Below are 25,640 nucleotides of genomic sequence, written 5' to 3' on the forward strand. Positions count from 1 at the left end.
GTATTCGTTTGACGAGGTGTTTGAACCGTTGTCAGCGAAAAATATTCGCTCTTAGCAATTTCAAAATCACCTTTTATGTTGAGATGTTGAGATATTGAGACCAATTGTGAAGCTTAACTACATAAGGAGTGGAGCAACATGAGTGAGTACATAATTGAAATGCTAAACATAAAAAAAGAATTTGCTGGATTTGTTGCTAACGATAACATCACTCTTCAGCTGAAAAAAGGTGAAATCCACGCCTTATTAGGAGAAAATGGTGCAGGTAAGTCAACGTTAATGAACGTATTATTTGGGTTATACCAACCAGAGCAAGGCGAGATCCGTGTCAAGGGTGAACCTGTAAAAATTAGTAACCCTACTATTGCTAATGAGTTAGGTATCGGTATGGTTCACCAACATTTCATGTTGGTTGATTCCTTTACAGTTACTGAAAACATTATTCTTGGGAGTGAGCCTAAAAAGGCTGGAAAAATCAATATTAAACAGGCTGTTGAGGAAGTAAAACAATTATCAGAACGATACGGATTAAGAGTTGACCCAACTGCAAAAACAGCTGATATATCTGTAGGAATGCAGCAGCGAGTAGAAATATTAAAAACTTTATATCGCGGGGCGGAAATTATTATTTTTGATGAACCCACTGCTGTACTTACCCCTCAGGAAATAAAAGAGTTAATTCAAATTATGAGAAATTTAATTAAAGAAGGAAAATCAATTATATTAATTACTCATAAGCTAAAGGAAATTATGGAGGTTTGCGATCGTGTTACTGTTATAAGAAAAGGAAAAGGAATTGGAACTTTAGAAATTCGACAAACAAATGCGAATGAGCTAGCAGCTTTAATGGTCGGTCGTGAAGTCCAATTTAAAACGGACAAAAAGGAAGCAATACTTGGGGATATTGTGCTTGAAATTGACAATTTAGTCGTTAAGGATGTGCGTGGAATTGAAGCCGTTCACCATTTGAATTTAACAGTTCATGCTGGTGAAATTGTTGGAATTGCAGGTGTAGACGGAAACGGGCAGACGGAATTAATAGAAGCAATAACGGGGCTTACCAAAGTACAAGCAGGGTCAATCAAGCTTAATGGAAAAAATATCACAAACCTCTCTCCACGTAAAATTACTGAATCAGGCGTAGGGCATATCCCGCAAGATCGCCATAAACATGGATTAGTACTGGATTTTCCAATTGGCGAAAATATGGTTTTGCAAACGTACTATCAGAAACCGTTTTCAATAAACGGTATTTTAAATTTCAATGAAATTTATCAAAAGGCGAATAGATTAATTGATGAATTTGATGTTAGGACTCCAAGTGAACACACAATTGCACGTGAATTATCAGGCGGTAATCAACAAAAAGCGATAATTGGCCGTGAATTCGATCGAGATCCTGCTTTATTAATTGCAGCGCAACCAACAAGAGGACTGGATGTAGGTGCAATTGAATTTATTCATAAAAGATTAATTGAGCAGCGTGACCATGGGAAGGCTGTTTTGCTAGTCTCGTTTGAATTAGAAGAAATTATGAATGTTAGTGATCGAATTGCAGTTATATTTGAAGGTAAAATTCTCGCAATATTAGATCCTAAAAACACAACTGAACAAGAGTTAGGGTTATATATGGCTGGTAGTAAGAGGGAAGCAGGTGTTTCATAATGAATTCTAAACTGATGGATATTTTCTCTCCGGTATTTTCAGTAATTTTAGGAATTTTGGTAGGTGCCCTTGTTATGATTATCAGTGGCTATAACCCTATAGCGGGATATCAATCATTACTATTTGGGTCATTTGGGGATTCCTATTATATTGGTGAGACGATTCGTCAAGTAACCCCTTATATATTAACAGGTTTAGCTGTTGCTTTTGCTTTTCGAACCGGACTTTTTAACATTGGTGTGGAAGGTCAATTATTAATGGGGTGGTTAGCTTCAGTTTGGGTTGGTTTAGTAGTTGAGCTTCCAAAAATTATTCATTTACCTTTAGCTATTTTAGCTGCAGCACTTGCTGGAGCCCTTTGGGGACTGGTTCCCGGATACCTAAAAGCTCGCTTTGGTGTGCATGAAGTAATTGTAACGATTATGATGAATTATATTGCTTTATCAGTGCTCAATGCAATAGTGGCATCATACCTTGCTGTTGATGGATTTCGAACGAATCGAATTTATGATTCAGCATCATTACGATCTGAATTTTTACAGGGGATAACCGATTATTCATCGTTACATTACGGGATCATAGTTGCACTCATTAGTGCTTTCATAATGTGGTTTATAATAGAAAAGACATCAGCAGGCTTTGAACTTCGCTCAGTTGGGTTTAATCAGCACGCATCAAAGTATGCCGGAATGAAGGTAGAAAGAAATATTATTTTAGCTATGGTCATTTCCGGAGCCTTTGCAGGGACTGCCGGTGCAATGGATGGGTTAGGAACGTTTGGAAGCTTAAATATAAAATCCGGTTTTACCGGGGCGGGCTTTGATGGAATTGCGGTAGCGCTATTAGGTGGTAATCAAGCGTTTGGGATCGTATTAGCTGCAATATTATTTGGTGCCCTAAAGGTTGGGGCGCTAGAAATGCCAATGGGTGCTGGTGTACCAACAGAGCTAGTCGATATTGTTATTGCCTTAATCATTTTTTTTGTAGCCTCTAGTTATTTAATTCAGCTTATTTTTAGGCGCTTTAAAAAGGGGGCAAATTGATGTCTGTCTTGCAAATGCTTGAAATCATTATTCCTTCTGCAATTTTTTTCTCGGCTCCCTTGATCTATACAGCATTAGGTGGCGTGTTTTGTGAACGTGCTGGAGTTGTCAATATTGGTTTAGAAGGATTAATGGTAGTTGGAGCTTTTACTTCAATTGTTTTTAATTTAACCTTTGCTCCTAGCTTTGGCGATTATACACCATGGCTAGCGATTATTGCTGCAATGTTCATTTCTGCACTTTTTTCCCTATTACATGCCGTTGCTTCAATTTCCTTTCGTGCTGACCAAGTTGTTAGCGGTGTTGCGATAAACTTTTTAGGATTAGGATTATCAATGTTTCTCGTTAAATTATGGTATGGAAAAGGTCAAACTGATCAAATTCGAGAAGGCTTCAATAAAATAGATTTGCCCATTTTAAGTAAGATTCCAATCGTTGGGGAATTGTTATTCTCTAATGGATATTATCCTGCCTATTGGTCATTTGTAATCGCTGTTTTAGCATGGTATGTCGTGTTCAAAACTCCGTTTGGCTTAAGGCTTAGAGCTGTTGGTGAACATCCGCTGGCAGCCGATACTATGGGTATTAATGTAACTAGAATGAGGTATATAGCAGTTTTTTTGAGCGGTGCATTAGCTGGAATTGGCGGAGCAGTTTTCGCCCAGGTTATCTCTAGGATTTTTACTCATACGACGATAAGTGGTCAAGGGTTTATCGCCTTAGCCGCGATGATATTTGGAAAGTGGCATCCTATAGGAGCGATGGGAGCAGCTTTGTTTTTTGGTTTTGCTCAAAGCTTAAGTATTGTAGGACAAACCATTCCATTTTTAAAAGGGATCCCTTCTGTATATTTTTATATTGCGCCATATGTGTTGACAATTTTAGCACTAACTGGTTTCATTGGTCGGGCTGAAGCGCCAAAGGCGTCAGGAACTCCTTATATAAAAGGAAGAAGATAAGGGGCTGTCAATAGTGGCAGCCTTTTTTTTAAGATAAGAAAGTATATAATTTTGCGCTTTGGAATCCAGCACGAGCGCCCAGCGACTAGTAAACTTCGCTCATCTCTTTTGCGATAAGTCAACATCGACTCGTCTCTCGACGTGTTTCCTTTATCTCAGTCGGTGCGCTCTTATTTTTACGTCGCTAATCAGGGCGCTTGCGCCTTTTTAACTTGAAATTATAAGTAACATAGAGTTATATTGGGAATACTTATAAGATTAAATTTGCAAAAATAGACAAAACTTACATATAGTAAACTAGATTGAACACATAGAGGAGGTATTTAAATGACTCTTGTAAAAGAGAAAAAATACTCGATAAATGGATTTAAACTTCATGGCATAGAGACATTAAAATATAAGACCAATACAATTGTCTTAAAATTGAAATCTCCATTACGGGAAGAGAATGTAACAACTAGAGCGCTCCTTCCGTATGTTTTGCAGAGTGGTACGGCTATGTATCCGTCAGCTCGAGAGCTGCGTACACAACTGGATGAACTTTATGGAGCTACCTTTAATGTTGATGTTTCAAAAAAGGGAGAATACCAAATCATTACATTCAGAATGGATATCGCAAACGAAAAATATTTATCCGACTCAACTCCTTTGCTTGAAAGTGGTTTAAAGCTAATGTCCGAAATATTATTGAAGCCAGCACTGAAGAATGACTCCTTTCGTGAAGATATTGTTGAGAAGGAAAAAAGAGGGTTAAGACAACGAATTCAAGCTATCTTTGATGATAAGATGCGTTATGCCAATATGCGGCTTGTTCAGGAAATGTGTAATGAGGAGCCTTATAGGCTAAATGCTTATGGAACAATTAATGATATTGAAAAAATAACTGCGAGATCCCTATATGAATATTATCAAACTGTACTTAGTAATGACGAGGTTGACCTTTACGTAGTTGGTGATCTTAACGTTGATCAAGTAAAAGATATCGTCGAAAAGTCCTTTTGTTTGCCAACTAATCGTTCCAATGAATATGAAAACTCTACTATAATTCAAAAGCGACCTGCGGAAATAAAAGAAATTTTTGAAAACCAAGATATTAAGCAGGGAAAGCTCCATATTGGTTGCCGTACAAATACAACATATCAGGATGAGGATTATTTTGCTTTACAAATGTTCAATGGAATTTTTGGTGGTTTTTCCCATTCGAAACTATTTATAAACGTCCGTGAAAAAGCCAGTCTAGCTTATTACGCGGCTTCACGATTTGAAAGTCATAAAGGATTATTAATGATCATGAGTGGAATTGAGTTTGGGAATTATGAACGTTGTGTTGCGATTATTAAAGAGCAGCTGAACCATATGAAAAACGGCAATTTTACTGACGAAGAGATTGAACAGACAAAAGCAGTTTTAAAAAATCAAATTTTAGAAACAATTGATACAGCATATGGGTTAGTTGAAATATTATATCATAACGTAGTTGCAGGTTTTGAGCGGCCGTTAGACGATTGGCTTACTAAAGTAGATGCGGTAACAAGGAAGGATATTCAAACTGCATCCCAAAAAGTGGAGCTCGATACTATTTACTTCCTTAAAGGATTGGAGGGAGCATAATATGGAGAAAATTACATTTGACCAATTAAAAGAACAGCTTTTTCATGAAAAGCTACCCAATGGTCTCGAGGTTTTTTTGTTACCCAAGGAGGGCTTCAATAAAACTTATGCAACATTTACCACGAAATACGGAAGTATTGATAATCGTTTTGTCCCGTTAGGACGAAGTGATGAACAACAAGTTCCGGATGGAATTGCCCATTTTTTAGAGCATAAATTGTTTGAAAAGGAAGATGGTGATGTATTTGCTGAGTTTAGTAAGCATGGAGCTTCGGCTAATGCGTTTACTTCATTTACGAGAACAGCTTACCTATTTTCTAGCACTTCAAATGTAAAGGAAAATTTAGAAATATTATTGGATTTCGTACAAAGTCCTTATTTTTCAGAGCAATCAGTTGAAAAAGAAAAAGGGATAATCGGTCAAGAAATTACAATGTATGATGACAATCCAGATTGGCGTGTGTATTACGGGCTAATTGAGAACATGTATAAGAATCATCCAGTAAAAATTGATATTGCAGGAACGATAGAGTCAATTTCAAACATTACTAAGGACCTATTATATACGTGCTATGAGACGTTCTATCATCCAAGCAATATGCTGTTATTTGTTGTAGGTCCTATTAATCCAGAGGAAATGATCCAACAAATACGGGATAATCAGGCTAAAAAGCAATTTGCACGAGCACCAGAGATAAAGCGCTTCTTTGATCCTGAACCACTTGAAGTTGCTGAAGCAAAACGTATTCTAGCAATGCCTGTACAAACTTCAAAATGCTTAGCAGGCTTTAAAACAAAAAATCCGACGCGCCAAGGGATAGAATTGCTTCAGCACGAATTAACTGTTAATGTTTTATTAGATTTATTGTTCGGTAAAAGCTCCTCTAATTATGAGAAATTATATGATGAGGGCTTAATAGATGATACGTTCTCATTTGATTATTCAGAGGAGTATGGATTTGGGTTTGCGATGATTGGGGGAGATACAGAAAATCCAGATGAGCTGTCAAAGCGTATTCAAACGATTACTCTTAACTTTGATGTAAACAGTATTTCTAAGGATTATTTATCGAGAATAAAAAAGAAAAAGATTGGTGCCTTCCTACGAGCATTAAATTCACCGGAATATATAGCGAATCAATTTACAAGGTATCAATTCAATGGCATGAATTTGTTCGATATCGTATCTGTATTAGAAGATATTGAAATGGCTAGGCTTGATGAAGTGGCAAAAGAAATATTTGATGAAAAATGTTTTACAGAATTTCAAGTTGTGCCAAAATAGAAAGTAACAATTTGCGCCCGAGCGGGCGCTTTTAGCTTTTTTACATATGGAGTGATAATCTTGGGTAAATGGGCACTGATTACAGGAGCTAGTGGGGGAATCGGCCAAGAAATTGCGAGAAGTTTGGCTGATGATGGATATAATCTTTATTTGCATTTTAATCAAAATCAGAAAGCAGTAGAAAATTTAGCAGCAGAACTTGATGTAAACTATGAACTTATCTGTGCCGATCTTTCTAATTCTAATGGTGTGTATGACATACTAGCGAAAATCTCTAATCCGTTAGAGGTGCTAATACTTAATGCGGGCACAAGCTATACAGGTTTAATGACAGACATGACGGACAAAGAAGTATTTGAAATGGTACAGCTTCATATTACAAGCCCATTTTTATTAACGAAGAATTTACTAGGATCAATGGTACACAATAAAAGGGGGAAAATAATTGTAATTTCCTCTATTTGGGGCTTAACGGGGGCATCATGCGAGGTTTTGTATTCAATGGTAAAGGGTGGACAAAATACTTTTGTGAAGGCACTAGCGAAGGAAGTTGCACCTTCCGGGATAAATGTAAACGGAATTGCTCCAGGTCCAATTGAAACTAGAATGATGAAAGCTATTTCTGATGAAGATAAACAAACTATTCTTGCCGAAATACCAATGGGACGGTTTGGTACGCCAGAAGAGGTAGCCCATGCAGTTTCTTTTTTAGTTTCAGATAAATCTAGTTATATTAACGGAGAAATAATCTCAATTAATGGAGCATGGTATACGTGAATATTTTTTTTATAAAGTGACATGATAAGAAATGATCATATTCTTAAGGAGAGTGATATCATGTCAGTTCTTGATAATTTTGAACAATGGAAAGACTTTTTAGAAGACAGATTAAATCAAGCAAAAAGCAATGGAATGGACCAAGATACTATTTCCAATATTGCAGTAGAAGTTGGAGACTACTTAGCTAAGCAGGTCGACCCGAAAAATGATGAAGAACGACTATTGGCTGAGCTTTGGAAAGTCGCGACCCCTGAAGAACAAAAATCAATTGCTAATATGATGGTAAAGCTCGTTCAAAAATAAAGGATTAGAGAGGTTCTATGTGACCTCTCTTTTAATTTTGTCGAGAATTGCCGATAAATCTTTTCTATTATTAGAAAATCATTTATTATAGTAGTAGTTGGAAAAAATATGATTGGTGAAGAATATCATTTTGACATAAATATATTTCTCGATGGAAGCAGGGATGCCGATGGAAAAACAAGAATGGTATCTTGAATATGAGATTGTTATAAATCGCCCAGGGCTTCTTGGTGATATTTCATCATTATTAGGTATGTTATCGATTAACATTGTTACAATAAATGGTGTAGAAGATAGTCGCCGTGGTTTGCTTATACTAAGCAAGGAAAACAAACAAATTGAACGACTTGAATCTATTTTAAATACAATTGATAATATAAAAATAAGAAAATTACGAAAACCACATCTGCGTGATCGTATCGCTGTCAAACACGGTCGATATATACATCGTGAAAAGGATGATAAAAAAACATTTCGATTTGTACGAAGAGAACTAGGGATATTGGTCGATTTTATGGCAGAGCTTTTTAAGAAAAATGAACATAAATTAATTGGTATTCGAGGAATGCCACGTGTTGGGAAGACCGAATCAATTGTAGCTGCCAGTGTTTGTGCAAACAAAAGATGGCTATTTGTGTCATCGACACTCTTAAAGCAGACGATTCGCAGCCAGTTAATTGAAGAAGAATATCAAAATGATCATTTATACATATTGGATGGAATTGTTTCTACGAAAAGAGCTTCTGAACGTCATTGGGAGTTAGTTCGCGAAATTATGCGGCTAGATGCTGTTAAGGTTGTGGAGCATCCTGATATTTTTGTTCAGTACTCAGAATATACACTAGATGACTTTGATTATATTATCGAGCTCAGAAATGATCAAGACGAAGAAATTTCATATGATATCGTTGAAAATCGAAAGTTTTCATCTGATTCTAGTTTTGGTTTTTCAGACTTTGATTTTTAATTTAAATATTGGACGGTGTTATCATTGACGGAACTCGGAAAACGGTTAGAGGAAGCTAGAAAACAAAAAAATCTTACCCTTGATGAATTGCAATCTATTACAAAAATTCAAAAGCGTTATTTAAAAGCAATTGAAGAAGGGAATTATGGGATTTTACCTGGAAAATTTTATGCGAGGGCATTTATTAGGCAATATGCAGAAGCTGTCGGCCTTGATTCAGAAAGGATTTTTGATGAATTTGTATCTGACATCCCAAAATCTGAAGTAGAGGCTCCAAGCGGTTTATCATCAAGAACCCAAACAAAGAGAACACCTGTGTCATCAACTTCCTCTGTCTTGTTTGCGATTTTGCCGAAGTTGCTAGTTTTTGTTCTTGTTGTCAGTGTAGCTGTATTTATTTGGTTGTATATGCAAAAACTAGATATTGCTAAAAATACTGATAACGACTCGGTTAATACAGTTGAAAGTCAAACCGATGAGAATATTACAATTGTTAATCAAGACGATGAAGAAGGAACGGAGAACCCTAACGAGGAAACTAATACAAATGATCAACAAACCGAAACACCAAATGACAATGCCCCAACTCAAGAACAACCAACTGAAGAAGATGATCAGCAATTACTTGAACTTGAAAAGCTGGATGGCCGGACGCCATATACGACGTATGAACTTAAGGGTACCGATCAATTTATAGTGGAGCTTTCCTCAACTGGAAGAAGTTATATCGGAATTATAAATGGTATCGGAAAGTCTTTTTATGGCGGGGAGCTAGGCAATGGTGAAAAGCTAAATTACGATTTTTCCGCTGAAGAAGAAATCGAATTTAATATAGGCCGTACTCTTGATGTGCAGTTGAAAATTAACGGACAACCTGTTAATTATCCATTTCCGCCAACTGAAAAGGTTCATCAAAAAGTAAAGATCATTTTTAATAAGGTAACACAATAGGGCTAAAGAGGTTAGAGTCATCATAGCTATTGATGACTCTTTTCATGCATACATTTTGATTGGGGGGATATACTTTGAATTTACCTAATAAAATAACGATTTTAAGAATAATATTGATACCTGTTTTTTTAATTTTCATGGTCGTGCCAATGCCATTTGGGGAACTATTTTTCTTTAATGATGTATTGCCTGTTTCTCATTTTATTGGTGCATTAATTTTCATTATAGCATCGGCAACGGATTGGATAGACGGCTATTTAGCTCGAAAACACAATTTAGTCACGAATTTAGGGAAATTCTTAGATCCTTTAGCTGATAAATTATTAGTTTCTGCTGCTTTAATTTCTTTAGTTGAACTTCAGCTTGCCCCTGCTTGGATGGTAGTTGTAATAATAAGCCGAGAATTTGCTGTCACTGGCTTGAGGTTAGTAGCTGCTGGTGAAGGAGAAGTAATGGCAGCTGGTCAGTTAGGGAAGATAAAAACGGTCACACAAATCATTGCGATTTCTGCATTATTGTTACATGATATTCCTTTTTCCGGTATAGGATTTCCGTTAGGTGATGTTTTCTTATGGATCGCCGTATTTTTTACTGTTATATCAGGTTGGGATTACTTTGCGAAAAATAAGCATGTATTTGTGAATTCTAAATAACGGGGAGGTTGTTGATGAACGCGGAAATCATTTCTGTTGGAACAGAGCTATTGTTAGGACAAATCGTAAATACAAATGCTCAATTCCTATCGAGAGAGTTAGCACAAATTGGTATTAATGTTTTTTATCATACAGCCGTTGGTGACAATTCCACTAGGCTTACGCAAGTACTTGCAAACGCTCAAAAACGATCAAATTTAATAATTATAACAGGCGGACTTGGCCCGACAAAGGATGACTTAACGAAGGAAACTGTTGCAGCATGTTTTAATAAAAACCTTTTTCGTGATGAGAAGTCATATGAAAAAATGTCTCGTTATTTTGCGAAAATATCTAAAAAGATGACTGAAAATAATATAAAACAGGCATTTGTTATTGAAGGTTCAAATGTTTTGCCAAATCATTTTGGAATGGCTCCAGGCATGGCTTTTTGTTATGAAGGTTGTATATATATGCTTTTACCTGGTCCACCATCTGAACTAATGCCGATGTTTGAATCTTATGGACGGGTATTTTTATTAGATCAGCTAGAGAATAAACAATACATTGAATCTCGAGTGCTGCGTTTTTTTGGAATTGGTGAATCCGAATTAGAAACAAAGATAGAAGATTTGATTGATTTACAAACGAATCCAACGATTGCCCCACTAGCAGTTGGAGATGGTGAAGTCACATTGCGATTAACAGCAAAGCATCCATCACTTGATCAGGCAATGGAAATGCTCGATCAGCTCGAAAAAAAGATACAACCACGTGTTGGCGAGTTTTTCTTTGGATATAATAATTCTAGCTTATATGAAGAAGTATTTTTGTTATTACAACAAAAAGGTTTAACCATATCTAGTGCCGAAAGTTTGACAGGGGGAGCGTTTGCTAAAGAGATTACGAACATAGCTGGATCGTCTGCTGTTTTTAATGGTAGTATTGTTTGTTATCAAACTGAAGTGAAGCGAAATGTATTAAATGTACCACAAGATGTTATCAATAAGCATGGTGTCGTAAGCTTTGAATGTGCTAAATATATGGCAGAAAACGTTCTGGAAATTCTTCATACTGATATTGGTATAAGCTTTACTGGTGTTGCGGGTCCTAGTGAGCAGGAAGGAAAACGAGTTGGAACGGTGTTTGTGGGGATAGCAGTCAAGGATAAGGAAACGAAAGTATATCCGTTAATCTTGTCTGGTAGTCGTAGTGCGATCCGAACGAGAACAGTGAAATATGGTTATTATTACTTATATAAATATTTACGTGAAAAATAAGAAATTAGTTTTTCAGAGGTTTTTTCCTCTGAATTTTTAATTTTCTCTTAAGGAATTTTCAATTTTCCGGGCTTATTTACCACTAAATTTTATCGAATAAATGTTCGTTAAAAAGTTGGCAAATTAGAAAAAAAGAGGTATGATATTGATAGTTTACAAGAAGGAGGAAGGTAATGTAATGAGTGATCGCAAAGCCGCTCTTGAGCAAGCGCTAAAACAAATAGAAAAGCAATTTGGTAAAGGTTCTATTATGAGATTGGGTGAACAGAGCGAACGAAAGCTAGCAACAATTTCAAGTGGCTCTTTGGCATTAGATATTGCACTAGGTATCGGTGGTTATCCTCGTGGAAGAATTATAGAGGTATATGGTCCAGAGTCGTCTGGTAAAACAACGGTAGCACTCCACGCTATTGCTGAAGTCCAAAAGCAAGGTGGTACAGCAGCATTTATTGATGCTGAACACGCATTGGATCCAATTTATGCAGAGAAATTAGGTGTTAATATTGACGAACTGCTATTATCCCAGCCGGATACAGGAGAACAGGCGTTAGAAATTGCTGAAGCCCTAGTTCGAAGTGGTGCAGTTGATATTGTTGTTGTTGACTCTGTCGCTGCTTTAGTACCAAAAGCTGAAATTGAAGGTGATATGGGGGAATCACATATGGGCTTACAAGCTCGCCTTATGTCACAAGCATTACGTAAGCTTTCTGGTGCGATTAATAAATCAAAAACTCTTGCCATTTTCATTAACCAAGTTCGTGAAAAAATTGGCGTTATGTTTGGGAATCCTGAAACAACTACAGGTGGACGAGCGCTTAAGTTTTACTCGTCGATTCGTTTAGAAGTACGACGTGCTGAAACAATAAAACAAGGTAATGAAATGGTTGGTAGCAGAACAAAAATTAAAGTTGTGAAAAATAAGGTAGCACCACCATTTAAAACAGCAGAAGTGGACATTATGTATGGTGAAGGTATTTCTATTGAGGGTGAAATCTTAGATATAGCCTCTGAACTTGATATTGTCCAAAAAAGTGGTGCATGGTACTCATATAAAGAAGAACGTCTAGGTCAAGGGCGAGAAAATGCAAAGCAATTTCTTAAAGAAAATCCAGATGTTAGTAAAGAAATTCAAATGCAAGTGCGTTCACATTATGGTTTAGATAATCCAGTTGGACTTGCTGAAGCTGAAAATGCAGCTGGACAGGACGATCTATTTACTGAATAATATTTTTTCTAAGGAGCGTTCAAATCTTGAACGCTTCTTAATTTTTTGCTGTGTTATAATGATATAGCGACGGGCAACGATTCCAGAGGGTCAACAATAACATATAACATAGCCAAACATTAAATAACTGTCCAAATGTTTACTTCCTTTCCGAGTTACTTGACAATGGAAATGTCCACCTTTACAATTAGAATGTATAATTTCACTATTTTTTGATAATGAAAATTATGAGAACATTGTGCTGTATGTTGAAACCTTAGATGTAGCAATGTACATGCCGACATCAAAACGAGAAAACTATTCATTAAGAGATGTACAAGTCGATAGCAAGAGGAGGTGAAGTGATGGATGCAATTCTAATCATCTCCATTTTGCTGGCCACACTTGTCGGTGCAGTTGTTGGATATTTTGGTCGAAAAACCATTGCAGAAGCGAAAATTTCTAGTGCAGAACATGCAGCGGAGCAGATTCTTGAGGATGCCAAACGTGAAGCGGAAGCATGTAAGAAAGAGGCGCTTCTTGAAGCAAAGGATGAAAATCATAAAATTCGTACAGAAGCGGAACGTGATATCCGTGAGCGAAGGAGCGAGTTACAGAAGCAAGAAAATCGATTAATGCAAAAAGAAGAGATTCTTGACCGTAAAGGTGAAACCTTAGATAAGCGTGAGTTAATGCTAGAAAGGAAGGAAGATTCTCTTACCCAAAGACAACAGCATATTGAAGAGTTGGAAAGCAAAATGGAAGAAATGGTTCGAAAGCAACAAGGAGAACTCGAACGCATTTCAGGTTTAACGCGAGAGGAAGCAAAAGCAATTTTACTTGATAATCTTGAAAAAGAGCTTTCACATGAAACAGCCGTTATGATTAAAGAGGTTGAAAATCGCGCCAAAGAAGAAGCTGATAAAAAAGCAAAGGAAATCCTTTCTTTAGCAATTCAGCGGTGTGCTGCTGACCATGTTGCAGAAACAACTGTTTCGGTCGTTAATTTACCTAACGATGAAATGAAAGGTCGGATCATCGGACGAGAAGGACGAAACATTCGTACGATTGAAACTCTGACAGGAATTGATTTAATCATTGACGATACACCAGAAGCAGTAATCCTATCAGGTTTTGACCCAATTCGTCGTGAGACTGCAAGGCTTGCGCTTGAAAAACTTGTTCAGGATGGTCGAATCCACCCAGCTAGAATTGAAGAAATGGTAGACAAATCTCGCAGGGAAGTGGATGAGTATATTCGTGAAGTTGGAGAGCAATCCACATTTGAAGTTGGGGTCCATGGTTTACATCCTGATCTAATTAAAATATTAGGTAGGTTAAAGTATCGGACAAGTTATGGGCAAAATGTGTTGAAGCATTCGATGGAAGTAGCGTATTTAGCCGGATTAATGGCATCAGAATTAGGTGAGGATGCAACTCTTGCGAAAAGAGCAGGTCTTCTCCATGATATTGGTAAAGCAATTGATCATGAAGTCGAAGGAAGTCACGTTGAGATTGGTGTTGAACTTGCAACGAAATATAAGGAGCATCCTATAGTCATTAACAGTATTGCTTCTCATCATGGTGATACAGAGCCAACATCAATTATTGCCGTTTTAGTAGCTGCAGCAGATGCACTTTCTGCCGCAAGACCTGGTTCAAGAAGTGAAACGTTGGAAAACTATATTCGCAGACTTGAAAAACTTGAAGAAATTTCTGAGTCCTATGAAGGTGTAGAGAAGTCATTTGCTATTCAAGCTGGTCGTGAAGTTCGAATTATGGTTAAGCCTGATTCGGTTGATGACTTGCAGGCACATAAACTGGCTAGAGAAATTCGCAAAAGAATTGAAAATGAATTAGACTATCCTGGTCATATAAAAGTGACCGTTATTCGTGAAACTCGAGCAGTCGAGTATGCTAAATAAACAAATACACAAAAAAGTGGTGATCATCACCACTTTTTTATTTTTGTTTAGGAAATTATAAAATTTGATCCTGTGGATAAATACTATAGCACAGAGAGTAGTCGTCCAGCGCAAGCGCCTTAGCGACTAGTAAACTTCGCTCATCTCTTTTGCGATAAGTCAACATCGACTCGTCCATCGACGTGTTTTGTTTATCTCAGTCGATGCGCTCTTAGTTTATACGTCGCTAATCAGGCCCCTAAAGCTTTTGTTCTGTCCAAAAAATGTGAACAGTGTTGCTTTGACAATATAAATACTGTATGTGAAACTAAACATATAAATTAGCAAAGATTGGAGTTTAACGATGAGAATATTATTTATCGGCGATGTTGTCGGGTCGCCAGGTCGTGATATGGTAAAGGATTACTTGCCTAAATTGCAGGCTAAATATAAGCCAAACGTAACAATTATCAATGGGGAAAACGCTGCAGCAGGGAAAGGGATAACTAATAAAATTTATCGATCATTTTTAGAACAGGGCGCACATGCAATTACGCTTGGCAACCATACTTGGGATAATAAAGATATCTTTGAATTTATTGACGATGCCAAATGCATAGTAAGACCTGCTAATTTTCCAGAGGGGACCCCTGGGTCGGGGGCATTATTGCTTAATATAAATGGGACAGAAATTGGCATTATTAACCTTCAAGGGAGAACTTTTTTACCGCCGCTCGATTGTCCCTTTAAAAAAGCAGATGAACTAATAACCGCCATGAAAAAACGAACAAAGATTATATTTGTAGACTTTCATGCTGAAGCTACAAGTGAGAAAATTGCAATGGGCTGGTATTTGGATGGTAAGGCTTCTGCAGTCGTTGGAACACATACTCATGTACAAACAGCTGATAACCGTATATTGCCGAATGGTACAGCATATATAACAGATGTTGGAATGACAGGACCATATGATGGAATACTCGGTATTGATAAAGATGTTGTACTGAAAAGATTTTTAACAAATCTTCCTGTTAGATTTGAAATTGCATCAGGTCGTGTCCAACTAAGTGGAGTTATAATTGAGATTGATTCAAAGACTGGGAAGGCTCAAAAAATAGATAGAATCCAGATAAATGAAGACCATTCCTTTTTTGAGTGAATTTTTTAAGTTTTTCGAAAAATTATCTTAAACTTAGCAGGAATAACAGCAAATTTCTGGAATATAGTAGAAGAGGAATTGATTTTTTGATTTATTCATTACGAGGAGGAACCAGGAATGGAAATATTAAAAGTTTCAGCAAAATCTAATCCTAATTCTGTAGCTGGAGCACTTGCGGGGGTTTTACGTGAACGTGGCGCTGCTGAAATTCAGGCAATTGGCGCAGGTGCACTAAATCAGGCCGTAAAGGCAGTCGCAATCGCACGAGGGTTTGTAGCACCGAGTGGAGTAGATTTAATATGTATTCCTGCTTTTACAGATATTTTAATTGACGGTGAAGAACGCACTGCGATAAAGTTAATTGTTGAGCCACGCTAAGTTAAATGAAAGTAAATAATAGGAATATTGGAAGAGGCTGTCCCGATAACTGTGGGATAGTCTCCTTTACTTTTATTGGAAGGGGGATTCCCGTTGAGAAAGATTTTTGATGCTCATTGTGATGTACTATATAAAATGTGGATGAATCCAAATATTTCCTTTGAGGATGGAGAAAGCTTACAAGTAAACAATAAATATTTAAAACAAGCCGGGAGCAAAATTCAGTGCTTTGCCATCTATGTTCCTGAGAGTGTAAGGGTAGCAGATCGTTTTAATGTAGCACTTGAAATGATTGATATTTTTTACGAAAAAATTATGAAAATCCACCCTAATCTGCAACTAATACTAGAAAAGGACGATATTCATAAGCTACAGGATGGTGAAATAGGCGCAATTCTTACTCTTGAAGGGTGCGACGCAATTGGTGCAGATATCGTTAAGTTAAAGACATTACATCGACTCGGAGTTCGTTCGGTTGGTTTAACATGGAACTTTGCGAATGCAGTTGCCGATGGGGCACTGGAAAAAAGAAATGCTGGTTTATCCAATTTTGGAATTGAAGTCGTGAACATAAACAATCAATTAAAAATTTGGACTGACCTATCACACTTAGGAGAAAAATCGTTTTGGGATACAATAGAAATTGCTAGGTTTCCGATCGCCTCGCATTCTAATGCGTACTCCTTATTTTCACATCCTAGGAATCTAAGAGATGAACAAATAGAAGCATTAATAGAGAAGGACGGTATTATTGGAATTACATTTGTGCCTTACTTTTTAAGTAAGAAAACGAGCGATGCAACTATTAACGATATAATAAGGCATATTGATCATATTTGTGCTTTAGGTGGAGAACGAAATGTCGGCTTAGGTTCAGACTTTGATGGAATCGAACATACTGTAAATGGATTGGAAAATTATTCATTTTATCCAAACCTTATAAATGAGCTTCAAAAATACTTTACGCAAGAGCAAATTAATGGAATTTGTTACCAAAATTTTGCTAATCATTTTCCCGATTAAAATTGCTCGTTTTTTTATACACAATTTTGTCAAAAATAAGCGTTTAGGGGTTGATTTTTTCATGCTATAAGTCTAGAATTGAAAGCGTTTAGTACACTCTCTATATTAAAATTAGTATAATTTTAATATTTAAAGGTACTACAATATAATTGTTTAACATATGATAAATGCTACATTCAAAAGGGGTGTAAGAGATGATCAATCAACTTTCGTGGAAAGTTGGAGGACAGCAAGGGGAAGGTATTGAAAGTACAGGGGAAATTTTCTCAATTGCGCTTAATCGTTTAGGCTACTATTTATACGGTTATCGCCACTTTTCCTCACGTATTAAAGGTGGTCACACAAACAACAAAATTCGTGTAAGTACAAGTCAAGTTCGCTCTATTTCTGATGATTTAGATGTTTTAGTAGCGTTTGACCAAGAAACAATTGATGTGAATTTTCATGAATTACGAGAAGGCGGCGTAGTTATTGCTGATTCAAAATTCGACCCGAAAATTCCTGACGGATCAAAAGTAACTTTTTACGCAGTTCCATTTACCGATATTGCAACTGAGCTCGGTACATCATTAATGAAAAACATGGTGGCAGTTGGTGCATCAAGTGCTGTTTTAAACTTAGATGTTGCTGCATATCAAGAGGTTGTTGAAGAGATTTTTGGACGTAAAGGTGAACAAGTTGTAGCCAAGAATATGGAAGCAATCCAAAAAGGCTATGAATATATTAAAAATCAAGCTGGAGATTCACTATCTACAATGGAGCTTGAAAAAGCTGACGGAAAAAAACGGTTGTTTATGATTGGGAATGACGCGATTGCTTTAGGATTCATCGCTGGTGGTTGTCGGTTTATGTCAGCGTATCCTATAACACCAGCTTCTGAAATTATGGAATATTTAATTAAGAAGCTTCCAGAATTTGGTGGAGCAGTCATTCAAACTGAAGATGAAATTGCAGCGGCAACAATGGCAATCGGTGCTAACTACGCAGGTGTTCGTACAATAACTGCATCATCAGGACCAGGATTATCTCTAATGATGGAAGCTATTGGTTTAGCAGGCATGACAGAAACTCCAGTAGTTATTGTGAATACACAACGTGGTGGTCCAAGTACAGGGTTACCAACAAAGGTTGAACAATCTGATTTAATGGCAATGATTTATGGTACACACGGTGATATTCCAAAGGTGGTTCTTGCACCTAGTACCGTTCAAGAAGCATTTTATGATGCGATTGAAGCTTTAAATATTGCAGAAGAATTCCAATGCCCGGTGATACTATTAACTGATCTACAAATTTCTTTAGGGAAACAAACAGTTGAGCCTTTAGATTATTCAAGCATTGAAATCCGTCGTGGAAAATTAGATATAAATGCTGAGTTACCTGATCCAGGTGAAGCAGAAAACTATAAACGTTATCTTGTAACTGAAGATGGTATTTCACCACGTGTTATTCCAGGTATGAAAAATGGGTTGCACCATGTTACTGGTGTCGAGCATAGTGAAATTGGTAGACCATCTGAGGTTGCTAAAAACCGCCAAGCACAAATGGACAAGCGTTTACGTAAGCTAAAGAATTTAAATCTTGCTAATGCTGTTCATAAAAATGTAAAACATGATGATGCTGATGTATTACTAGTTGGTTTTAACTCAACGAGGGGTGGAATTGAGGAAGCAACGGCTCGTCTTGAAAAAGATGGAATCAAAGCTAATCATGCTCATATTCGCTTAATACATCCATTCCCAACTGAAGAAATATTACCATTAGTAAACTCAGCAAAGAAAGTGGTTGTTGTTGAGCATAACGGCACAGCACAGTTAGCAAACATCCTTAAAATGAACGTAGGAAATCACGATAAGGTGGAAAGCATCTTAAAGTATGATGGAAATCCATTCTTGCCAAGTGAAATTTACAACAGAGTTAAGGAGTTGTTATAAGATGGCAACATTTAAAGATTTTCGTAATAGTGTGAAACCTAACTGGTGCCCTGGTTGCGGTGATTTCTCCGTTCAAGCTGCCATTCAACGTGCTGTTGCAAATGTTGGAGTAGAGCCGCATGAATTAGCACTAATTTCTGGTATTGGTTGTTCAGGTCGTATTTCAGGTTACGTAAACGCGTACGGTGTTCATGGGATTCATGGCCGTGCATTACCAATTGCTCAAGGTGTTAAAATGGCTAACCGTGATCTTACTGTTATTGCTGCCGGTGGAGATGGAGATGGATTTGCAATTGGTACTGGTCATACGGTCCATGCAATTCGTCGTAACATTGATATCACCTATATTGTAATGGACAATCATATTTACGGCTTAACAAAAGGTCAAACATCACCGCGTAGTGAACGTGGTTTTAAAACAAAAAGTACACCGAAGGGGTCTATTGAGCCATCGATTTCAGCGATGGAAATGGCACTTACTGTTGGTGCAACTTTTGTCGCACAAAGCTTCTCTAGTGATTTAAAAGAATTAACCTCTTTAATTGAAGCAGGTATTAATCATAAAGGATTCTCATTAATAAACGTTTTCAGTCCTTGTGTTACGTACAATAAAGTCAACACTTATGATTGGTATAAAGAAAATTTAAAGAGATTATCTGACATTGATGGTTATGATCCGTCAAATCGCATTCAAGCAATGCAAACATTAATGGAAAACGACGGTCTCGTTACAGGTTTAATTTATCAAAATAAAGATCAAAAATCTTACCAAGAGCAACTCTTTGGATATAGTGAAAAGCCGCTTGTCCAATCTGATTTAACAATTAGTGAAGACAAATTTGATGAACTAGTAAAAGAATTTATGTAAAATGATAAACCCTGTCTGAATAACTTCAGACGGGGTTTGTTCCGCTTTCAGGTGCTGTCACTCTATGGTGTATTCTAGTTCCAGCATCGAGTCGCTGTCACTTTATGGTGTGATGTGTGCTATTGTTAATTTGCGCTTAAACATTTATACTATTTAATTGGTGTGTTTTATATTCTTATTTTTTATAGGAAGGAGATTTTTTATGAACGAAAAACAACGAAAAGAGCATACCGCCCAAATTAAAGCTGCTACTAATCCTGCGGACAGAAAATCCGATAAGGATTATGCGAAATATTTTGAAACAACGTATCAACCACCATCGTTGAAGGACGCAAAAAAACGCGGGAAAGAAGACGTCAAAGTTCACCGCGGTTATGATATCCCTGAAGACATGGTTGGTATTGGAAAGAATAAGAAATTTTATATTCGTACGTATGGGTGTCAAATGAATGAACATGACACAGAGGTTATGGCTGGAATTCTTTCAGAGATGGGCTTTGAAAATACGGACTCGACTAATGAAGCTGATATTATCCTATTAAATACTTGTGCAGTTCGTGAAAATGCAGAAAATAAAGTGTTTGGAGAAATAGGACATTTGAAGGTGTTAAAAAGAGATAAGCCTGATCTAATTTTAGGAGTATGTGGCTGTATGTCTCAAGAAGAAGGCGTCGTAAATAGACTTCTTCAAAAACATCAGCAAGTAGACTTGATTTTCGGTACTCATAATATTCATCGCCTACCGCAGTTACTAAGAGAAGCAATGTTTGGTAAAGAAAGAGTCGTTGAGGTTTGGTCAAAAGAAGGCGACATTATCGAAAACCTTCCGAAAATTAGAAGTGGTAACATAAAAGGTTGGGTAAATATTATGTACGGCTGTGATAAGTTTTGCACGTATTGCATCGTTCCATATACAAGGGGAAAAGAACGAAGCCGCCGTCCTGAAGATATTATTGAGGAAGTTCGCCATTTAGCACGACAAGGCTATAAAGAGATTACATTATTAGGACAAAACGTAAATGCCTATGGTAAAGATTTTGACGATATGAAGTATGGCTTAGGCGATTTAATGGATGAAATTCGAAAAATTGACATTCCACGTATTCGCTTTACAACTAGTCATCCGCGTGATTTCGATGATCATTTAATTGAAGTGCTTGCCAAAGGCGGAAACCTGATGGATCATATTCATTTACCAGTCCAATCTGGAAGCACTGAAATGCTTAAAATCATGTCACGTAAGTATACGAGGGAGCAATATTTGGAACTTGTTCGAAAAATAAAAGCTGCTATTCCAAATGTAGCATTAACAACTGATATAATTGTTGGATTCCCTAATGAAACGGAAGAACAATTCGAAGAAACTTTATCGCTTTATCGTGAGGTCGAATATGATAGTGCTTATACATTTGTTTATTCCCCTCGTGAAGGCACACCAGCAGCTGATATGGTCGATAATGTGCCACTTGAAGTGAAGAAAGAACGTCTGCAACGCTTAAATGCATTAGTAAATGAATTTTCTGCTAAGAAAAACAAACAAATTGAAGGTCAAGTTGTTGAAGTTCTTGTTGAAGGTGAAAGTAAGAACAATCCGGAAATTTTAGCCGGCTATACAAGTAAGAATAAACTTGTTAACTTTAGAGGTCCTAAGTCAGTTATTGGAGAAATAGTGAAGGTGAGAATCACAAGTGCTAAGACATGGACATTAGATGGTGAAATGATAAAGGATGAAGAGGGGGTAACGAATAATGGCTAAATACACAAAATCAGAAGTAGTTGAAAAGGCTGCTGAATTAGCAAAACTTATTGCGGAAACAGAGGAAGTTGAGTTTTTTAAACGTGCTGAGGAGGCTATTAATAAGAACGATAAGGTTTATCGATTAATGGAGGATATTAAGCATTATCAAAAACAAGCGGTGAACTTTAAACATTATAATAAACCCGAAGCGCTTAAAAAAGTGGAAGATAAAATCGATGCATTAATGGCTGAATTAGATGAAATTCCTGTTGTTGAAGAGTTTAAAAGATCTCAAGTCGTAGTAAATGATCTTCTACAGCTTGTTTCAAGTACTATTTCACAAACTGTTACAAATGAAATTATTGTTTCAACTGGCGGGGATTTATTACAGGGTAAAACAGGTTCAAAGCCCGGATGTCACCAAGAAGGCGGCTGCGAGCATGAACATCAACATTAAAAATGAATATATGAGCTATCTAGAGGTTGACTTAGCGGTCAACTTCTTTTTTTATCTCTCCAAAAATATAAATTATTGGGCACATATCTCGGTTTTCATGCATAGAATGAAGTAAAGGTCCGAGTAATGATTGATATTGATTTATTTGCACACTGGTCATTTGCCCTGCATAGGATAGAATGGAACATCGAAAATGAGGAGGTAGTGCTCACATGTCAAGAAGAGAGCATGAACATCAATTTAGAGAGATAATTACTAAAGCAGTTTGCGGTAAAGGTCGTAAGTTTACACAATGTACGCATACAATCTCACCTTCTCACAGACCAACTAGTATACTTGGTTGTTGGATCATCAACCATGAATACGAGGCTAAAAAGGCTGGAGACTGTGTAGAAGTGGAGGGCTGCTATGACATTAATGTATGGTATTCTTATAGTGACAATACAAAGACAGAGGTTGCCACGGAAACCGTACATTACAAGGATGTTGTTCGGTTATCATCAAAAGATGAAAATTGCTTGAACGATGACTTAGAGGTAATTGCCAGGGTCGTACAACAACCAAATTGTTTGGAATGCTCAATCTCACCGAACGGCAACAAAGTAGTAGTGCAGGTAGAAAGGGAGTTCATCGCAGAAGTAATAGGGGAAACAAAAGTATGCGTTCAAGTCTTCCCTGGTGTTTGCGAGGAAGACATTGAAGAATTAAGTGACGAAGATATTGTTGATAAGGAATTTGAAGATTTAAATCCAGACTTTTTAGTTGCTGGTGAGGAGGAATAACAACTAGGAGGATACTCTCTTCCTAGTTTTTTTGTGCTATAATTTGTTATAGATGAACATGAAAATTGAACAATTTGATGCATTTATATATTGGAGGATTTATATGACTCAATATACGCCGATGATACAACAATACTTATCTGTAAAGGCACAGTATAAAGATGCCTTTTTATTTTTTCGACTTGGTGATTTTTATGAAATGTTTTTCGACGATGCAATCCAAGCTTCGCAAGAGCTGGAGATTACACTTACAGGCCGAGATGGTGGGGTAGAGGAACGAATTCCGATGTGCGGAGTGCCTTATCATGCAGCGACAAGTTACATTAACCAACTAGTCGAAAAAGGATACAAGGTAGCTATTTGTGAACAGGTTGAAGACCCGAAGGAAGCAAAAGGAGTTGTACGTCGTGAAGTTGTACAGTTAATTACTCCTGGAACAGTAATGCAAGGTAAAGTTTTGGATGAAAAGGAAAATAACTTTATTGCAACAGTTACAGACTTTAAAGATGGAACCTTTGGATTTGCTTATGTAGATTTAACGACAGGTGAGGGACAAATAACTTTAATAAAAGGTGACTGGATTGATGTTTGCGGAGAAATTTACGGAGTGGGAGCAAAAGAGGTTGTTTTAGCTTCAAATACTCAGGAAGATCGTATACTAACGTTAATAGATCGTATGAGCATTGCCATATCACAAGAGGACGATGCTTCTGTTCCTGAAGCTTTAGCACAGACTACAAAAAATCTTACAAGTAAGGAGCTATCCGATACAATCGGCAGGCTACTAAATTATTTATTAAAAACACAAAAACGATCCCTTGATCATCTTCAACCCATTCAATACTATGAAACAGATCAATATATGAAACTAGATATTCACTCGAAGCGCAATCTCGAATTAGTAGAGACAATTCGAACAAAGTCTAAGAAAGGATCATTTTTGTGGTTGCTTGATTCAACCGTTACAGCAATGGGCGCGAGAAGGCTTAAACAGTGGATTGAACGTCCTTTGCTTTCGGAAACTGCGATAGAAAATCGTCTAAATATGGTAGAGACGTTGTTAAAACAATACTTTATAAGACAAGATTTGCGCGAGGCTTTAAAACCAATCTATGATTTAGAACGTTTATCGGGACGTGTTGCCTATGGAAATTTGAATGCTCGGGACTTAATTCAGTTGAAAAAATCACTTTCGCACGTTCCAGTGATGCTTTCTTTAATTAACCAACTCGATAATAGCTATGCGACAAAGCTAGTCGAAAATATTGACCCTTGTGAATTACTTACGGAACTATTAGAAAATGGATTAAAAGAAAATCCACCGTTATCTATTAAAGATGGAGACATCATAAAAGACGGTTATAATGATCGACTAGATACGTACCGAGATGCTGTATTAAATGGGAAGCGTTGGATTGCTGAATTAGAATCCAAAGAGAAGCAGGAAACCGGAATTAAGTCATTAAAGGTCGGCTATAATCGGGTATTTGGTTATTACATTGAAGTGACGAAGGCGAATCTTCACCTTTTACCCGAGGGGCGTTATGAACGGAAACAAACGTTGACAAATGCCGAACGTTATATCACGCCAGAACTTAAGGAAAAAGAAGCAATCATCTTAGAAGCAGAAGAAAAAATCATAGACTTAGAGTATGATTTATTTTTAGAAATACGTGAACAGGTGAAAACATTTATTCCACGGTTGCAGCAGTTAGCTAAAGCGATAAGCGAGATAGATGTACTGCAAAGCTTTGCAGAAGTTAGTGAACAATATCAGTATACAAAACCGGAATTCTCCAAAAATCGTAAAATTGTGATTGAACAAGGTCGTCATCCTGTAGTAGAGAAAGTTTTAAATTCTCAGGAATATGTAGCGAATGATTGTTACATGGACCCGGACAGGGAAATGCTATTAATTACAGGACCAAATATGTCTGGTAAAAGTACGTTTATGCGGCAAATAGCACTGACATCAATATTAGCTCAAATTGGCTGTTTCGTTCCTGCCAAAAGAGCAATTTTACCAATTTTTGATCAAGTGTTTACGAGAATTGGTGCTGCAGACGATTTAGTATCCGGACAAAGCACATTTATGGTAGAGATGCTAGAAGCGAAAAATGCAATAACAAAAGCTACAAAAAATAGCTTGATATTATTAGATGAAATTGGTCGCGGTACATCTACCTATGATGGCATGGCATTAGCCCAAGCGATTATTGAATACATTCATGATAGAATCGGTGCAAAAACATTATTTTCAACCCATTATCATGAATTAACTAGGCTTGAACAATCCTTATCAAAGCTTAAAAATGTCCATGTTAGTGCAATTGAAGAAAATGGAAAGGTTGTATTCCTTCATAAACTCTTGGATGGTGCTGCAGACAAAAGCTATGGGATTCATGTTGCCCAATTGGCTGAATTGCCATTATCTTTAATTAAGAGGGCGAAGGAAATTTTGGACGAGCTTGAAACTGAACAAACATTTCATACAACAAATCAGGTGGAAGCTCCCGTTATTGTAGAAGATGTTGAACAGTTATCTTTTTTTGCTTCAGAAAAAGCTGAACAGCATCCAGCTTCATCTATGACAAAGGCTGAAAAGGAAGCAATCGATAAAATATGTACTCTTAATCTATTAGAAATGACACCATTAGATACTATGAATGAGCTATACAAAATTCAAAAATTATTGAAGTCTAAGAAGTAAAGGTGAT

At 36.9% G+C, this 25,640-nt stretch carries 22 protein-coding genes; all 22 read left to right on the forward strand.

Annotation, left to right across the window (positions count from 1 at the left end; all coding sequences use genetic code 11):
* Window positions 1-138: 138 nt before the first annotated feature.
* The 22 genes from D612_RS0102070 (at window position 139) to mutS (ending at window position 25,633) form a co-directional block, all read left to right on the forward strand.
* Window positions 139-1,665, forward strand: coding sequence for an ABC transporter ATP-binding protein (locus D612_RS0102070; protein ID WP_017753819.1), 1,527 nt, complete (start codon window positions 139-141; stop codon window positions 1,663-1,665).
* Complete coding sequence (locus tag D612_RS0102075) at window positions 1,665-2,708, forward strand: ABC transporter permease (protein ID WP_017753820.1); 1,044 nt, start codon at window positions 1,665-1,667, stop codon at window positions 2,706-2,708. The genes D612_RS0102070 and D612_RS0102075 overlap by 1 nt, the downstream gene beginning before the upstream one ends.
* On the forward strand, window positions 2,708-3,667 hold the full coding sequence (locus D612_RS0102080) for an ABC transporter permease (protein WP_017753821.1): 960 nt from the start codon (window positions 2,708-2,710) through the stop codon (window positions 3,665-3,667). The genes D612_RS0102075 and D612_RS0102080 overlap by 1 nt, the downstream gene beginning before the upstream one ends.
* Before the next feature lie 327 nt (window positions 3,668-3,994).
* Complete coding sequence (gene yfmF / locus D612_RS0102085; RefSeq protein ID WP_017753822.1) at window positions 3,995-5,278, forward strand: EF-P 5-aminopentanol modification-associated protein YfmF; 1,284 nt, start codon at window positions 3,995-3,997, stop codon at window positions 5,276-5,278.
* A 1-nt stretch (window position 5,279) separates the two neighbouring features.
* Complete coding sequence (yfmH, locus tag D612_RS0102090; protein ID WP_017753823.1) at window positions 5,280-6,563, forward strand: EF-P 5-aminopentanol modification-associated protein YfmH; 1,284 nt, start codon at window positions 5,280-5,282, stop codon at window positions 6,561-6,563.
* A 60-nt stretch (window positions 6,564-6,623) separates the two neighbouring features.
* Window positions 6,624-7,340 carry an elongation factor P 5-aminopentanone reductase gene (ymfI, locus tag D612_RS0102095; protein ID WP_017753824.1) on the forward strand — a complete coding sequence of 239 codons (717 nt, stop codon included), beginning with the start codon at window positions 6,624-6,626 and terminating at the stop codon, window positions 7,338-7,340.
* Between the two features lie 60 nt (window positions 7,341-7,400).
* Window positions 7,401-7,646 carry a DUF3243 domain-containing protein gene (locus D612_RS0102100; protein WP_017753825.1) on the forward strand — a complete coding sequence of 82 codons (246 nt, stop codon included), beginning with the start codon at window positions 7,401-7,403 and terminating at the stop codon, window positions 7,644-7,646.
* Between the two features lie 169 nt (window positions 7,647-7,815).
* Window positions 7,816-8,613: a DUF3388 domain-containing protein gene (locus tag D612_RS0102105; protein ID WP_026092358.1), complete on the forward strand. Its 798-nt coding sequence runs from the start codon at window positions 7,816-7,818 to the stop codon at window positions 8,611-8,613.
* A gap of 15 nt (window positions 8,614-8,628) precedes the next feature.
* Window positions 8,629-9,564, forward strand: coding sequence for a helix-turn-helix domain-containing protein (locus D612_RS0102110; RefSeq protein WP_154649411.1), 936 nt, complete (start codon window positions 8,629-8,631; stop codon window positions 9,562-9,564).
* Window positions 9,565-9,638: 74 nt separating this feature from the next.
* A complete protein-coding gene (pgsA, locus tag D612_RS0102115) occupies window positions 9,639-10,217 on the forward strand; it encodes a CDP-diacylglycerol--glycerol-3-phosphate 3-phosphatidyltransferase (protein ID WP_017753828.1) in 579 nt (192 codons plus the stop codon).
* A 14-nt stretch (window positions 10,218-10,231) separates the two neighbouring features.
* Window positions 10,232-11,476, forward strand: coding sequence for a competence/damage-inducible protein A (locus D612_RS0102120; RefSeq protein ID WP_017753829.1), 1,245 nt, complete (start codon window positions 10,232-10,234; stop codon window positions 11,474-11,476).
* A 178-nt stretch (window positions 11,477-11,654) separates the two neighbouring features.
* Entirely contained in the window at window positions 11,655-12,701 is a 1,047-nt protein-coding gene (gene recA, locus D612_RS0102125) for a recombinase RecA (protein WP_017753830.1), read from the forward strand.
* A gap of 344 nt (window positions 12,702-13,045) precedes the next feature.
* A complete protein-coding gene (gene rny, locus D612_RS0102130; RefSeq protein ID WP_017753831.1) occupies window positions 13,046-14,605 on the forward strand; it encodes a ribonuclease Y in 1,560 nt (519 codons plus the stop codon).
* 343 nt (window positions 14,606-14,948) lie between these two features.
* Complete coding sequence (locus tag D612_RS0102135; RefSeq protein ID WP_017753832.1) at window positions 14,949-15,743, forward strand: TIGR00282 family metallophosphoesterase; 795 nt, start codon at window positions 14,949-14,951, stop codon at window positions 15,741-15,743.
* 117 nt (window positions 15,744-15,860) lie between these two features.
* Complete coding sequence (spoVS, locus tag D612_RS0102140) at window positions 15,861-16,121, forward strand: stage V sporulation protein SpoVS (RefSeq protein ID WP_003211281.1); 261 nt, start codon at window positions 15,861-15,863, stop codon at window positions 16,119-16,121.
* 93 nt (window positions 16,122-16,214) lie between these two features.
* The gene (locus D612_RS0102145; RefSeq protein ID WP_017753833.1) at window positions 16,215-17,144 is read left to right on the forward strand and encodes a dipeptidase; all 930 of its coding nucleotides are present in this window, start codon (window positions 16,215-16,217) and stop codon (window positions 17,142-17,144) included.
* A gap of 194 nt (window positions 17,145-17,338) precedes the next feature.
* Window positions 17,339-19,078: a 2-oxoacid:acceptor oxidoreductase subunit alpha gene (locus tag D612_RS0102150; RefSeq protein ID WP_017753834.1), complete on the forward strand. Its 1,740-nt coding sequence runs from the start codon at window positions 17,339-17,341 to the stop codon at window positions 19,076-19,078.
* A 1-nt stretch (window position 19,079) separates the two neighbouring features.
* A complete protein-coding gene (locus D612_RS0102155) occupies window positions 19,080-19,946 on the forward strand; it encodes a 2-oxoacid:ferredoxin oxidoreductase subunit beta (RefSeq protein ID WP_017753835.1) in 867 nt (288 codons plus the stop codon).
* 202 nt (window positions 19,947-20,148) lie between these two features.
* On the forward strand, window positions 20,149-21,702 hold the full coding sequence (miaB, locus tag D612_RS0102160; RefSeq protein WP_017753836.1) for a tRNA (N6-isopentenyl adenosine(37)-C2)-methylthiotransferase MiaB: 1,554 nt from the start codon (window positions 20,149-20,151) through the stop codon (window positions 21,700-21,702).
* A complete protein-coding gene (locus D612_RS0102165) occupies window positions 21,695-22,141 on the forward strand; it encodes a RicAFT regulatory complex protein RicA family protein (protein ID WP_017753837.1) in 447 nt (148 codons plus the stop codon). Before miaB ends, D612_RS0102165 begins: the two co-directional genes overlap by 8 nt.
* 212 nt (window positions 22,142-22,353) lie before the next feature.
* Entirely contained in the window at window positions 22,354-22,923 is a 570-nt protein-coding gene (locus D612_RS0102170) for an outer spore coat protein CotE (protein ID WP_017753838.1), read from the forward strand.
* A 103-nt stretch (window positions 22,924-23,026) separates the two neighbouring features.
* Window positions 23,027-25,633, forward strand: a complete 2,607-nt coding sequence (gene mutS, locus D612_RS0102175) for a DNA mismatch repair protein MutS (protein WP_017753839.1) — start codon at window positions 23,027-23,029, stop codon at window positions 25,631-25,633.
* Window positions 25,634-25,640: the final 7 nt, after the last annotated feature.

Origin of the sequence: Calidifontibacillus oryziterrae (genome assembly GCF_000331575.1) — a bacterium.
GTDB lineage: Bacteria > Bacillota > Bacilli > Bacillales > Bacillaceae_J > Calidifontibacillus_A > Calidifontibacillus_A oryziterrae.

Coding starts and splice junctions, on each gene's coding strand:
- D612_RS0102070 (WP_017753819.1), top strand. CDS start 139: ATGAGTGAGTACATAATTGAAATGCTAAACATAAAAAAAGAATTTGCT.
- D612_RS0102075 (WP_017753820.1), top strand. CDS start 1,665: ATGAATTCTAAACTGATGGATATTTTCTCTCCGGTATTTTCAGTAATT.
- D612_RS0102080 (WP_017753821.1), top strand. CDS start 2,708: ATGTCTGTCTTGCAAATGCTTGAAATCATTATTCCTTCTGCAATTTTT.
- yfmF (WP_017753822.1), top strand. CDS start 3,995: ATGACTCTTGTAAAAGAGAAAAAATACTCGATAAATGGATTTAAACTT.
- yfmH (WP_017753823.1), top strand. CDS start 5,280: ATGGAGAAAATTACATTTGACCAATTAAAAGAACAGCTTTTTCATGAA.
- D612_RS0102100 (WP_017753825.1), top strand. CDS start 7,401: ATGTCAGTTCTTGATAATTTTGAACAATGGAAAGACTTTTTAGAAGAC.
- D612_RS0102105 (WP_026092358.1), top strand. CDS start 7,816: ATGGAAAAACAAGAATGGTATCTTGAATATGAGATTGTTATAAATCGC.
- D612_RS0102120 (WP_017753829.1), top strand. CDS start 10,232: ATGAACGCGGAAATCATTTCTGTTGGAACAGAGCTATTGTTAGGACAA.
- recA (WP_017753830.1), top strand. CDS start 11,655: ATGAGTGATCGCAAAGCCGCTCTTGAGCAAGCGCTAAAACAAATAGAA.
- rny (WP_017753831.1), top strand. CDS start 13,046: ATGGATGCAATTCTAATCATCTCCATTTTGCTGGCCACACTTGTCGGT.
- D612_RS0102135 (WP_017753832.1), top strand. CDS start 14,949: ATGAGAATATTATTTATCGGCGATGTTGTCGGGTCGCCAGGTCGTGAT.
- spoVS (WP_003211281.1), top strand. CDS start 15,861: ATGGAAATATTAAAAGTTTCAGCAAAATCTAATCCTAATTCTGTAGCT.
- D612_RS0102150 (WP_017753834.1), top strand. CDS start 17,339: ATGATCAATCAACTTTCGTGGAAAGTTGGAGGACAGCAAGGGGAAGGT.
- D612_RS0102155 (WP_017753835.1), top strand. CDS start 19,080: ATGGCAACATTTAAAGATTTTCGTAATAGTGTGAAACCTAACTGGTGC.
- miaB (WP_017753836.1), top strand. CDS start 20,149: ATGAACGAAAAACAACGAAAAGAGCATACCGCCCAAATTAAAGCTGCT.
- D612_RS0102165 (WP_017753837.1), top strand. CDS start 21,695: ATGGCTAAATACACAAAATCAGAAGTAGTTGAAAAGGCTGCTGAATTA.
- D612_RS0102170 (WP_017753838.1), top strand. CDS start 22,354: ATGTCAAGAAGAGAGCATGAACATCAATTTAGAGAGATAATTACTAAA.
- mutS (WP_017753839.1), top strand. CDS start 23,027: ATGACTCAATATACGCCGATGATACAACAATACTTATCTGTAAAGGCA.